This is a genomic window from Amycolatopsis sp. NPDC006125 (assembly GCF_040614195.1).
Lineage (GTDB): Bacteria > Actinomycetota > Actinomycetes > Mycobacteriales > Pseudonocardiaceae > Amycolatopsis_E > Amycolatopsis_E tucumanensis.
Window position 1 is genome coordinate 12683 of record NZ_JBEXTZ010000031.1, and the last position, 12273, is coordinate 24955.

Consider the following 12273-nt stretch of genomic DNA (forward strand, 5'->3'; position numbering starts at 1 on the left):
GTGGGTGAGGAAAACCGGAAGGCGGGCACTCACCGGGGCGAGGTGCGCTGGTCCGATCGCGCGGTCCGGTTGCTCCGCTCACGCAAGAGATCCTTGCCAAGCACCGGGCGTGGTGCGATGTTGTTCCTCCCGACAAGTGAAATCGAGGTTACCCGGACGACCGAATCGATCGGCTGCGAGGGCAGCGCCGCCAATTTTCGTTGCGATCAGAGGTAATCATGACGACCGATGCCGGTTACCGGCACGGGAACACCGTGCGGAAGAACGCCTCCCGAAGACCGCCCCGCGCGCCGGGACTCCCCCCGCGCCAGCGCCAGAACGCGCCGGACGTCACCGCCGGCATCGGACGCGCCAGCAGGCTGTGGGCCTCGCTGCCCCGTGAGCTGGCGAAGGCGTTCCGGCCGCACGCCGACGCCATGACGGCCGAGATCCTGCGGGAGATCCAGCTCGCGGTGCCCGAGTACGCGCGGCCGCTGGAAGGCCCGTTCGGGCGCACCATCGTGCGCAGCATCCAGCAGGCGGTCCGGCACTGCATGGACAACCTGGGCAACCCGGCCGCGCCGCAGGAGGCGTGGATCGGCGTGTTCCGGCACCTGGGCAAGGTCGAGTTCAGCGAGGGCCGGACGCTGGACCAGCTGCAGACCGCCTACCGCGTCGGCGGGCGGGTGGCGTGGCGGTATGTCGCGTCGGTGAGCCAGTCGCTGGGCCTGTCGACGGATTTCCTGTGCGTGGGGGCGGAGGCGATCTTCGCCTACGTCGACGAGATCTCGGCGCTGTCGCTGCAGGGTTACGCGGCCGCGCAGAAGCGGGCCGCGGGCACCCGGGCGCGGCAGCGGCGGCAGTTGCTGGAGCTGATCCTGGCCGACCCGCCCGCGTCGCCGGCGGCGATCGCCCGTCTGGCCGCGACGGCCGGGTGGCGGCTGCCGGAACGGGTCGTGGCGGTCGCCCTGGAACCCCGCGCCGACCAGCACCACCGCGAGCCGCCGTCGCTGGACAGCGAGGTGCTCATGGACCTGGAGGGACCGCAGCCGTGCCTGCTGGCCGATCCGCAGCTGGTCACGGCCGGGTCGCTGGAGCCGGCGCTGGCCGGGTGGCGCGCGGTGATCGGGCCCGAGGTGAAGCTGGGCGACGCGGCGATGTCGCTGCGCTGGGCGCGCCGCACGGTGGACCTGGCGCGCCGCGGCGTGATCGACGCGCCGCCGCTCGCGCGCGCGACCGACCACCTGGCGACGTTGTGGCTGCTGTCGGACGAGTTCCTGGTCAAGGAGCTGATCCGGCGGTGCCTCGCGCCGCTGGCCGGGCTGACCGACAAGCAGCGGACCCGGCTGGGCCAGACGCTGCTCGCCTGGCTGCAGTCCAGCGGAACCGCGCCGGACATGGCGGACCGGCTGGGTGTGCACCCGCAGACCGTGCGGTACCGGATGCGGCAGCTGGAGGAGTTGTTCGGGGAGCGGCTCAACGATCCGGAGAGCCGGTCGGACCTGGAGATCGCCCTGCGGGCCGCCCAGTTGCTGGACAAGTAGCCCGGGTGCCCGCCGCGGCGGGCACCCGGGGCCGCCGGGTCACGCGCCTTCGAGTGCCTGGCAGGTCGGCGCCTTCTGGAAGGCCTTGGCCAGTTCCGGGTTGTCGGTGAGGTCCTTGGTCGGGCCTTCGGTGGTGTTGCCCAGTTTGGCGAAGGCGTCGCTGGCGCCGCGGACCGCTTGCTCGAACGTCGCCTGGTCGCTGACCGGGGCGGAGGCCAGCGCCGCGCGGGCCTCGTCGACCGAGGCCTTCGTCGTGTTCAGGGTTTCCATCGCGCGCTGCACGGTGGCCTGGCCGTCGGTCACCGGGGGCGGGCCCTCGCGGGTGATGCCGTCGCCGAGGTCGGTCAGCGCCTGCGACAGCGACGCCAGGTAGGTGACCAGGCCCTCCCGCGCCTTGGTCACGTCCGAGGCGTCCACGCCGGGCAGCTGCGACAGCTTCGTGCCGCCGTCGCGGACGACCGCGCACACGTGGTCGGACCAGGTGATCGCGGCGGCGTTCTCCTCCGGCGCGGCCTTGTCCTGCCCGCAGCCGGCGAGCACCGCCAGACCGGCCAGCGCGCCGGCGACCAACACAGCTCTCACCAGAACCATCTCCTCAGCGTCGGCACCCGGCCGCCGTGTTCAGCGGCGCGGGTGTGGTGTCGAGGCCGTTGCGGTACCGGGTGCCTTCGTACCCGGCGGTGCACGGCAGCGGATCGAAGAACGTCGTGGCCAGGCCGAAGCCCGCGGAGTCGCCCGCGATGACCGTGCTGCCCGCCTCGATCGCCGTCGGCGCGGCCACCAGCAGCTGCTCGACCCCGTCGCGGTGGGCGAGCAGCACCTGGGAGGTCGTGAGCAGGTTGGCCAGCAGAGTGGTCAGGTTCGGGCCGGTCTCCCGCAGCAGCCCGCTGATCTGCCCGGCGGCGGACGGCGCGGTGGACAGGATCGTCGACAGGTCCGCGTCGGAGTCGCGCAGCATCGCGGCGATGCGCTTGGCGTCCGCGCCGAACGCGGTGATCGCGCCGGAGTTCTCGATCTGCGTGGTCAGCACGGTGTCGGCGTCGGTGATGAGCTGGATCGTCTGCGGCAGGTGCTCCGCGGCGGACTGCGTGAACGCGGACGTCGCGTCGAGCAACGCCTGCAGGCTCGGGCCGGTGTCCAGCGTCGCGTCGTACAGCTCGTCCACCACCGACCGCAGCGCGTCCCGCGGCACCGACGCGACCAGCCGGTCCAGGTTCAGGACCAGCTGCTCGTTCGGCAAGGGCAACCGCGTGCGGGACAACGCGATCACCGAGCCCTCGGCCAGCACCGGGCCGCCGGAGCTGCGTGGCCGCAGGTCGACGTACTGCTCCCCCACCGCCGACCGGTTCGTCACCACCGCTTCGACGTCCGCGGGCACCGGCGGGGCGCCGTCGTCGATCCGCAGGTCGGCCTCCAGCCCGGAGTCGGTGAGCCGCAGCTCGCCGACGCGGCCGATCGGCACGCCGTTGTAGGTGACCTCCGCATTGGTGAAAATGCCGCCGGAGTCGGCCAGCTCGACGCGCACCACGTACCCGCCGCCGCCGAAGAGCCGGTCCAGCCCGGCGTAGCGGGCGCCGACGTAGGTGATCCCGGCCAGCGCGATCAACGCGAACACGATGACCTGCACGCGCACCTTGCGGGTCAGCATCTAGGAACCACCACCCAGCGGGAGCGGCGCGGACTGCGGGCTCGTGCCCGAAGTCTGGTTGCCTGAGGTTTGGGCGTCGAAGTCCAGGAACAGGTTGAGGTAGTCGCCCTTGATCGCGTCGAGCGCGGCGTCCGGGAACGGGAACGTCAGCAGCATCTCCATCGCCTCAGGCAGCTGCTGCCCGGCCACGGTCAGCTGCCGCAGCGTCGGCTCCAGCGCCCGCAGGTCCGCGATCAGGTCGTCCTTGCTGCGGTTCACGGTGTCGACCGCGACGCCGGACAGGTGGTCCAGCGAGGTGAGCATGGTGACCAGCTGCTCGCGCTGCCGGGCCAGCACGTCGATGCCGGGCGTGAGGTCGTCCAGCACCCCGGTGATCTGGTCCTTGCGGGCGGACAGCGACGCGGACAGCCGCTCGATCCCGTTCAGCGCCCTGGTGATCTCGCCGCGGTGCTGGTCCAGCCCGGCGACGAAGGTGTTCACCTCGGTCAGCAGGTCGCGGATCTCCACCTCGTTGCCGCCCAGCGCGGCGTTCAGCTCGCGGCTGATCTGCTGCACCTGGCCGACGCCGCCGCCGTTGAGCAGCATCGACAGCGCGCCGAGCACCTCCTCGACCTGCGGGTTGCGGTTGGTGCGCTCGACCGGGATGCGGGCGCCGTCGGCGAGGGCGCCCTGCGGTTCGCCGGCCGCGGGCGGCCCCAGCTCGACGAACTTCTCGCCGAGCAGGCTGCTCTGCCGCAGCCACGCCTCCGCGTTCGCCGGCAGCCGCACCGAGCCGTTCACCAGCAGCGTGACCTGCGCGGTGCGGCCGTCGGCGGACAGGTCGATCCGCTCGACCCGGCCGACCGGCACGTCGTCGACCTGGACAGCGGACTGCGGCACCAGGTCGAGCACGTCCCGGAAGCCGACGACGACCCGGTACGGGTGATCGCCGAGGTCCGCTCCGCCGGGCAGCGGCGTGTCGTAGAGGCCGCCGAACGAGCAGCCGGTCAGCAGCGCCAGCGCGGCCAGCAGGGCCGCGGCCAGTGGGGTGCGCTTCATCGACCGCCTCCCAGCGGCAGGACCGGGCCCATGCTGAACTCGTTGAGGTCGGCCCGGCTGTAGATCGTCGAGTTCGCCGGGTCGTAGGCGGCGAGCAGCCGGTTCAACGCGTCCGGCGCCGTGGTCAGCGCCTCGGACAGGGATGCGCGCTGGTTCGCCAGCACCTGGGCCGTGCCCATCAGCTTGTCCACATTGGACTTGATCCGGCCGCGGTTGTCCCGGACGAACTGCTGGATCTGCCCGAGCGCGCCGGCCAGCTCGTCCAGCGACGCGCCGAAGACGTCCCGTTCCGAGGCGAGGAACGCCGACACCCGCGCGAGCAGGTCGGCCAGCCTGCCCACCTGGTCGTCGTTGTCGGCGAGCATCGTGGTGAACCGCTGCAGGTTGTCGACGGTGGCGAACAGGTCGTCGCGCGAACCGCTCAGGGTGGTGGCGGCCTGTCCGAGCTGCCGGATCATCTCGCCGAGCTGCGCGCCGTTGCCGGTGAGGTCCTCCGCCGCGCTGCTGAGCAGGGCCGACAGCGCGCCGTCGCCGTTGGCGCCCTGCGGGCCGAGCGCGGTGGTCAAGCGGTCCAGGCTCGCGAACAGCTGGTCCAGCTCGACCGGCACGGCGGTGCGGGCCACCGGGATCACCGTGCCGTCGGCGATCTCCGGGCCGCCGCGGTAGACCGGCGCGAGCTGCACATACCGGTCGCTGACCAGGCTCGGCGTCACGACCAGTGCGGCCGCGTCGGCGGGCACCCGGATGCCGCGGTCCACCGTGAACCCGACCTTCACCTGCTGCCCCTGCGGCTCGACGGTGTCGACCGTGCCGACCGGCACGCCGAGGATCCGCACCTCCGAGCCGGGGTAGATGCCGACGGCCGCGGTGAAGTACGCGGTGAGGTGCTTGCCGCGCCCGCTGTCGCGCACGACGATCACGATCGCGGTGGCCAGCGTCGCGATGATCACGACGAGCGCGCCCCAGCGCAGCCACCTGCCGATGCGGGACACCGCCATCAGCCGCCTCCTCCCGGTTTCGGTGGTATGCACGGACCGCCGTCCGCGGGGACGATCAGCCCGCAGAGGTAGGTGTCGATCCAGTTGCCGTTGCCGATCGCGTCGCCGAGCAGCCGGTAGAACGGGCCGGACAGGCTCAGGCTGCGGTCGAGCGTGTTCTGGTTGCGCTGCAGCACGTCCGTGACGCGGTCGAGCTGTTCGAGCGCGGGCTGCAGCTGCGCGTTGTTCTCGTCGATCAGCCCGCGCACCTGCTGCGAGAGGTCGCGGGTGCCGTGCAGCAGCTGGTCGAGCGCGGACCGGCGCTGGTCGAACTCGGTCAGCAGCACGTTCCCGTCGGTGATCAGGCGGGCGAGCTGGTCGGTGCGCTCGGCGACCGTGCCGCTCAGCTCCGCGGTGCCGCTGAGCAACTGCTTCAGCTGGGTGTCGCGCGAGGAAATCGTCTGCGACAACGCGGCCAGACCGTCCAAAGCGGACCGGACGTCCTGCGGGGTGGCGGCGTCGAAGGTCTGCGCGAGGGTGCGGAAGCTCGCCGCCAGCTGGTCGGTGTCCAGTTCGCCGGTGGTGCGGGCGAGGTCGGCGAAGGCGTCGTTGACGTCGTACGGCGTGACCGTGCGGTTGCGCGGGATCGGCTGGTCCGGGTCCTGTTCGCGCTCGCCGCGCGGGTCGAGCGCGAGGTTCTTGGCCCCCAGCAAGGTTTTGATCCGCACGGACACGGTGCTCTCGTCGCCGACCCACGTGTCGGTGACCCGGAAGGTGACCTTGACGTGGTCGCCGTCCAGCGAGACGCCGGTGACCTCGCCGACCTTCGCGCCCGCGACGCGCACCTCGTCCCCGCTCTTGAGGCCGGCGGCTTCGGTGAACTCCGCGGTGTAGGTGGTGCCGCCCAGCGCGGGCAGCCGGTCCCAGAACAGCGTGAGCCCGCCGAGCACGAGCATCAGGGCCAGCCCGGCGATGCCGAGGCGGAAGGAGTTGCGTGACCGGAACGACTTCACCGGCGGCACCTCGCCTCGGTCACGGGCACCCCGACCGGGCCGCCGCCGGGCGCCGGGGCGGCGTCGGAGTGCACCGAGCACAGGTAGAAGTTCAGCCACGAGCCGTAGGAGGCGATGCGGCCGATCGACTCGTACTTGACGGGCAGGTTGTTCAGGAACTTCTCGAACTCCGGTGTGTTGTCGCCCAAGGTCCTCGCCAGCTCCTCCAGCGCGTCGATGTCGCCACGCAGCGGGTCCCGCGCGTCCCGCACGAGCCCGGCGGTGGCGGTGGTGAGGTCGCCGATGCCGTCGATCGCCTCGCCGATCGGCCCGGAGTTCGCGGCGAGCCCGGACACCAGCTGCTGGGTGGCGTCGAGCAGCTGCGCGAGCTGGCCGTCGCGGGCGTTGACGCGGTCGAGGACCTCGTTGAGGTTCGTGATCACCTGGCCGATCACCTGGTCCTGGTCGGCGAGCGAGGACGTCAGCGACGCGGTGTGCCGCAACAGGTCCGCGACCGTGCCGCCCTCGCCCTGCAGCACCTGCACGATCTCGCCGGCCAGCTGGTTGACGTCCTGCGGGGACAACGCCTGGAACAACGGCTTGAACCCGTTGAACACCGCGGTCAGGTCCAGCGCGGGCCGGGTGCGTTCGAGCGGGATCAACCCGCCCGGGTCCAGCCGTCCGGTGCCCGCGCCCTGGTCGAGCGTGATGTAGCGCTGGCCGATGAGATTGCGGTACTTCACGGCCGCGGTGACCGTCGAGCTGAGCGCGCGGTCCTTGTCGACCTCGAAGGACACCTCGGCGATGCGGCGGTCGACGATCTCGATACCGGTGACCTGCCCGATGCGCACGCCGGACATCCGGACGTCGTCGCCGGAGTTGAGCGAGGTGACGTCGCTGAACCAGGCGCGATAAGTGACGGTGCCGCCGTCGCCGCGGTTGGCGATCGTGACGGCCAGCAGCGCGGTCGCGAGCACCGTGACGACCGCGAAGACCAGGCCCTTGATCAGCGGTCGGATCATTTCAGCGTCACCTCCGCGCCACGCAGCAGCGGGTTCACCAGCAGCCCGCTCCAGCCGGGGATCCCGGACGGCCGCTCCCCCAGCACGGGGGCGAGCAGTTCGGCCAGGAACCGCTGCGCCGCCGGGGTGTCCGCCCCCGGCGCGGCCGACCCGGCCGTGGGACACCGCGGTCCGTCCGCCGCGGGCGGCGGGGCGCCGCCCGGTTTCGGCGGCCGCACCGTGAGGTCCACGTGCAGGCCGGGTTCGGCCGTGCCCACCCCCAGGGCCCGCTCGACGACCGGCTTCAACCGGGCGGCCGCGTCGGCCACGCACGGGATCTCCGGGCTGTATTCGGCGAGCAGGTCGAGCACCGGCCTGCTGTCCGCGGACAGGTCGACCAGTGTGTCGTCGTTGGCGTCGAGGAAGCCGTGGGCGTCGTCGCCGGCCGCGGTCACGGTGGTGAACAACGCGGCGAGGTCCTGCTGCTGCCGGGTCAGGGTGGTCGCGGTGGTGCGCAGGTCGGCCATCGCGTCCACCAGGTCCGGCGCGGCGGTGGAGTAGGTGTTCACCGTGTCGGCGAGCTTGGTGATCGCGGTGCGCAGCTCCGGCACCTCCGGGTTGAGCCGGCCGAGGTAGTCGCCGAGGGACACCAGGGTCGTGCCCAGTTCGGGGCCGCGGCCCTCCAACGCCTGCGACACCGCGCCGAGGGTGCTCGCGAGCTTCTGCGGCTGCACGGCCTGCAGGACCGGCAGCAGGTCGCGCAGCGCCTGCTCGACCTCGACCGCCTGGCTGCTGCGGTCCTCCTGGATCACCGCACCGGCCGACAACGCGCGCGGCGCGGGCGCGGGCGGGATCACCAGGCTGACGTACCGCTGGCCGAACAACGTCTTCGGCAGCAGCCGGGCGGACACGTTCGCCGGGATGTCGCCGATCCGGTCCGGGTCCATCGCCAGCTCCACGTCGACCCAGCCGGGTTTGACGTCGATCGACCGCACCGACCCGACGAGCACCCCGCGGACCTTGACGTCGGCGTTCTCCTTCAGCTGCGTGCCCGCCCGCTCGGCGCGCAGCACCACCGGGACCGCGGAGCTGAACGCCTTGCCGTAGACGGCGACCGCGAACCAGCCCATCGCGCCGAGCAGCGCGATGAACACCAGGCCGAGCGCGCCGAACACCAGGCGCCTGCGCTGCTCGCTCATCCCGCCACCCGCACGGTCGTGGTGGCGCCCCAGATCGCCAGGCTGAGGAAGAAGTCGAGCACGCTGACCACGACGATCGAGGTGCGCACCGACCGTCCCACCGCGACGCCGACCCCGGCCGGGCCGCCGCCGGCGCGGTAGCCGTAGAAGCAGTGGGTGAGGATGATCGCGACGCTGAACACCATCACCTTCGCGAACGACCAGAGCACGTCCTCGGGCGGCAGGAACAGACTGAAGTAGTGGTCGTAAGTGCCACCCGACTGGCCGTAGACCGTGACGGTAATCGTGCGGGCCGCCAGGTAGGAGGTCAGCAGACCGATCACGTACAGCGGGATGATCGCGATGAATCCGGCGATGATCCGGGTCGTCACCAGGTAGGGCATGCTGCGCACGGCCATCACCTCGAGCGCGTCGATCTCCTCGGAGATGCGCATCGCGCCGAGCTGGGCGGTGAACCCGGAGCCGACGGTGGAGGACAACGCGAGCGCGGCGACCAGCGGGGCGATCTCGCGGGTGTTGAAGTAGGCCGAGAGGAACCCGGCGAACGCCGACGTGCCCAGCTGGTCGAGCGCGGAGAAACCCTGCAGGCCGACGACGGTGCCGGTGAACACGCACATGCCGACCATCACGCCGATGGTGCCGCCGATGACGGCGAGCGCGCCGCTGCCGAACGCGACCTCGGCGAGCAGGCGGACCACCTCGCGGCCGTAGCGGTTGAGGGTGCGCGGCGTCCAGGCGAGTGCGCGCAGGTAGAACGCGAGCTGGTCGCCGAGGCGCACCAGGCCGTTCATCGGGCGCTCGGGGTTCAGCAACCGGTGGGTCACTGGCTCAGGCTCCCTTCGCGGGCACGACGCGCAGGTAGATCACGCTGATCACGAAGTTCACGAAGAACAGCAGCAGGAACGTGATGACGACGGACTGGTTGACGACGTCGCCGACGCCCTTGGCGCCGCCCTTCGGGTTGAGGCCGCGGTAGGAGGCGACGAGCCCGGCGAGGAACCCGAAGATCACCGCCTTCACCTCGCCCACCCAGAGGTCGGGCAGTTGCGCCAGCGCGGAGAAGCTGGCGAGGAACGCGCCCGGGGTGCCGCCCTGCAGCAGCACGTTGAACACGTAGCCGCCGGTGACGCCGACGAAGCTGACCATGCCGTTCAACAGGACGGCGACGGCCATCGCGGCGAGCACCCGGGGGACGACGAGCCGCTGGATCGGGGAGACGCCGAGGACCTCCATGGCGTCGATCTCCTCGCGGATGGTGCGGGAGCCGAGCTCCGCGCAGATGGCGGAGCCGCCGGCCCCGGCGACGACGAGGGTGGTGACGATCGGGCTGGCCTGCTGGATGACGGCGAGCACGCTGGCGGCGCCGTTGAACGACTCGGCGCCGAGCTGGCTGGTGAGGCCGCCGAGCTGGAGCGTGATGACCGCGCCGAACGGGATGCTGACGAGCGCGGCGGGCAGGATCGACACGCTCGCGACGAACCAGAACTGCTGCACGAACTCGCGGACCTGGAAGGGCCGCTTGAACATCGCGACGACGATGTCCAGCGCGAGGCCGAAGAGCTTGCCGAACTCGCCGACGGCATTGCGGGCGGCGGTGACGGGGGCGGTCATGTCAGGCCACCTCCTGCGTGAGGTGCGCTGGCCGCCGCGCGGCGGGAGCCGGGGAGTCGCCGGGCGGCGGCCCGCACGGGCGGGGCCAGACACATGCGGGCAGTCACGAGAGGCCACCCCCTGCGCGACATGCGCGCCCGATGTTCACACCACGCGGCGGCGCGCCGGCAGTTGCGGGCCGGCGGCCAGCAGTCACCCTTACCGGGGCGGCCGCTGGCGCCGGCGCGGCCAGGCTCGTGCCGGTGGCCGTGGGAGACCACTCCTGCCCGACACGCGCCCAGTGCGCGCGCAGCCCGGTGTTCGCGCCAGTCGGCGGTGCGCCGGCCGCTGCGGACCCCGCCGGAAGTCGCCTGGGCGGACGCTCCCACAGGGGCCGTGCTCGGGCGGGCGGTCGCGAGAGACCACCACTTGCGCAACGCACGCCCCGTATCCGCGCCACCCGGCCCTGCGCTAGCCACCGCGCGGCGGGGGCCAAGAGTCGCCGGGGCCGACGCTCCCACAGGGGCCAGGCTCGGGCGGGCGGTCATCTCAGCCCACCCCCTGCGCGGTCAGCGTCGTGGTCATCTTGTTGCCCGGGCCGGAGATCAGGCCCGTCAGGAGCGGGTCCAGGTCCTCGCTCACGCCGCAGCCCGAGAACGCCGGGATGTCGAAAGTGGACTCCATCGTCGACTTGCTGCCGGGCAGCAGCGACGTCTGCCCCTTCATCGGGATCACCAGCGGCGCCACCGTGCGGCAGCCCGGCCCCACCGCGATCGGCACGCCGTCCTGCTTCACGTTGCTCACCACCAGGTTCACGCGGATCGTCATGTCGATCGTCGGCGTGAACAGGCCGCCGCTGATGTCCGCGGTGCCCGTCGCCTTGCCGTCCTGCGGCAGTTCGACGTCGCTGGTCACCGGCATGAACCGGAACGCCACGAAGTAGCTGCTCGACTTCGGCAGGTTCAGGTCGCCCTCGATGCGAATCGTGTTCGGCACGTCGCCGGTGAACAGGCCCGCGTCGAACGTGCCCTGCTCCAGCACCAGGTCCGAGCCCATCTTCGCGATGTGCGAGGTGCCGTCGACGAGGAACTTCGCCGTCAGCAACGGCGCTTCCGCCACCGCCGCCGCGACCTCGGGCACCACCGGCGCCTCTGCGGCCGTCACCGCCACCCGCGCCAACTCCCCATTGGCCGCCGGATCCGCGGTGCAAGCCAGGTCGGCGTTCAACGTCTCGCCACGCACGACCAGCCGGGGAGCCAGCGAGGTGAGGGAGACCGTCACCGGACCGGCGCCGGCCGCGATCGGCGGAACCCGGCCCGGCAGCGTGATCCGCAGCTCGCCGTCGGCAGGGAGCGGGATCTCCGATGTGGACAGTCCGGGGACGGTCAGTTCCTGGGTGCCCGCCTGCTGGGCGACGCTCAGCTCCACCGCGGCGGACGCGTCCACCGAGGTGCCGCCCGAGTCGCGCAGCGCGTCAACGGCCGCCGCGGGCACGACGAGCGTCACGGCGGCGCCGGACACCGGCACGTTCGCGCCCTGCGCAACGGTTTCGGCGAACGTGGCGCTGAAGGACACCGGCACTTCGACCGGCCCGCCGGCCTGGCACGTGCTCGTGCCGCCGCGGGTCGCCGCGGTGGCGACGGCCGTCGTGGCGGGCGCCAGCGCGGCGGCCACGAGAGCCAGTCCCAGCGCGGCGACAGCGGCGCGACGTGACCGGGTTTGCGTCATCGAACCCTCCGGTAGCGGACCGCGAGGACGTTACCGGCGGGTCAACCAGCGCCACAACGCTTCCCGTTCGATCTTCCGCGCCGGCCGCTTTTCTTGTCACCGGGCTACGAAATACCGCTCCGCCGCCTGTCACCCCCCGGCGACAGAACCCGGTTCGGGGTGGGCGGAAACCGGTTGGTGCACTAGCGTTTCGCCATCCCGCGACGAGGAGGTGGCGATGCGACGGCGGCAGCTGTTCCGGTTCGCCACCGTCGGCGCCGCCACCTTCGTCCTGACCGCCGCGGTCAACTACGCGCTGAAACTGACCGTGCTGACGGGCAAACCGGTGACCGCGCTCGCGATCGCGACGGTCGTGGCCACCGCCGTTTCCTATGTCCTGTCCCGGGAATGGTCGTTCGACACGCGCGGCGGCCGCAACAAACCCGCCGAGGCCGCGTTGTTCTTCCTCGTGAACGCGCTCGCGGTCGGGCTGAACCTGGTGCCACCGCTGGTTTCCCGGTACGCGCTGGACCTGCGGGTGCCGGAGGTGCCGCTCGTGACCCAGGAGGCCGCCGACTTCGTCAGCGGCATGGTCGTC

11 protein-coding genes and 1 pseudogene are annotated in these 12273 nt (G+C 72.0%); 2 read left to right on the plus strand and 10 right to left on the minus strand.

What is annotated here, in order from left to right:
* Nucleotides 1–218: 218 nt before the first annotated feature.
* Entirely contained in the window at nucleotides 219–1523 is a 1305-nt protein-coding gene (locus tag ABZ193_RS17780; protein ID WP_354710652.1) for a helix-turn-helix domain-containing protein, read from the plus strand.
* A 39-nt stretch (nucleotides 1524–1562) separates the two neighbouring features.
* Here ABZ193_RS17780 and ABZ193_RS17785 read toward each other — a convergent pair whose 3' ends face one another.
* The 10 genes from ABZ193_RS17785 to ABZ193_RS17830 form a co-directional block, all read right to left on the minus strand.
* Nucleotides 1563–2105, minus strand: a complete 543-nt coding sequence (locus tag ABZ193_RS17785) for a hypothetical protein (protein WP_157358813.1) — start codon at nucleotides 2103–2105, stop codon at nucleotides 1563–1565.
* Between the two features lie 13 nt (nucleotides 2106–2118).
* Nucleotides 2119–3171: an MlaD family protein gene (locus tag ABZ193_RS17790; RefSeq protein ID WP_354710654.1), complete on the minus strand. Its 1053-nt coding sequence runs from the start codon at nucleotides 3169–3171 to the stop codon at nucleotides 2119–2121.
* Nucleotides 3172–4209, minus strand: a complete 1038-nt coding sequence (locus tag ABZ193_RS17795) for an MCE family protein (protein WP_354710656.1) — start codon at nucleotides 4207–4209, stop codon at nucleotides 3172–3174.
* Nucleotides 4206–5207, minus strand: a complete 1002-nt coding sequence (locus tag ABZ193_RS17800) for an MCE family protein (protein WP_354710658.1) — start codon at nucleotides 5205–5207, stop codon at nucleotides 4206–4208. The genes ABZ193_RS17795 and ABZ193_RS17800 overlap by 4 nt, the downstream gene beginning before the upstream one ends.
* Nucleotides 5207–6208 carry an MCE family protein gene (locus tag ABZ193_RS17805; protein WP_354710660.1) on the minus strand — a complete coding sequence of 334 codons (1002 nt, stop codon included), beginning with the start codon at nucleotides 6206–6208 and terminating at the stop codon, nucleotides 5207–5209. The genes ABZ193_RS17800 and ABZ193_RS17805 overlap by 1 nt, the downstream gene beginning before the upstream one ends.
* Nucleotides 6196–7200 carry an MCE family protein gene (locus ABZ193_RS17810; protein WP_354710661.1) on the minus strand — a complete coding sequence of 335 codons (1005 nt, stop codon included), beginning with the start codon at nucleotides 7198–7200 and terminating at the stop codon, nucleotides 6196–6198. The genes ABZ193_RS17805 and ABZ193_RS17810 overlap by 13 nt, the downstream gene beginning before the upstream one ends.
* Nucleotides 7197–8378, minus strand: a complete 1182-nt coding sequence (locus tag ABZ193_RS17815) for an MCE family protein (RefSeq protein ID WP_354710662.1) — start codon at nucleotides 8376–8378, stop codon at nucleotides 7197–7199. Before ABZ193_RS17815 ends, ABZ193_RS17810 begins: the two co-directional genes overlap by 4 nt.
* On the minus strand, nucleotides 8375–9169 hold the full coding sequence (locus tag ABZ193_RS17820) for an ABC transporter permease (RefSeq protein ID WP_354710707.1): 795 nt from the start codon (nucleotides 9167–9169) through the stop codon (nucleotides 8375–8377). The genes ABZ193_RS17815 and ABZ193_RS17820 overlap by 4 nt, the downstream gene beginning before the upstream one ends.
* A gap of 37 nt (nucleotides 9170–9206) precedes the next feature.
* The gene (locus ABZ193_RS17825) at nucleotides 9207–9989 is read right to left on the minus strand and encodes an ABC transporter permease (protein ID WP_020422574.1); all 783 of its coding nucleotides are present in this window, start codon (nucleotides 9987–9989) and stop codon (nucleotides 9207–9209) included.
* Nucleotides 9990–10517: 528 nt separating this feature from the next.
* Complete coding sequence (locus ABZ193_RS17830; RefSeq protein WP_354710663.1) at nucleotides 10518–11696, minus strand: DUF6801 domain-containing protein; 1179 nt, start codon at nucleotides 11694–11696, stop codon at nucleotides 10518–10520.
* A 217-nt stretch (nucleotides 11697–11913) separates the two neighbouring features.
* On the opposite strand from ABZ193_RS17830, the pseudogene ABZ193_RS17835 reads away from it, so the two are divergent.
* A pseudogene (locus ABZ193_RS17835) lies at nucleotides 11914–12267 on the plus strand (GtrA family protein); the annotation flags it as partial.
* Nucleotides 12268–12273: the final 6 nt, after the last annotated feature.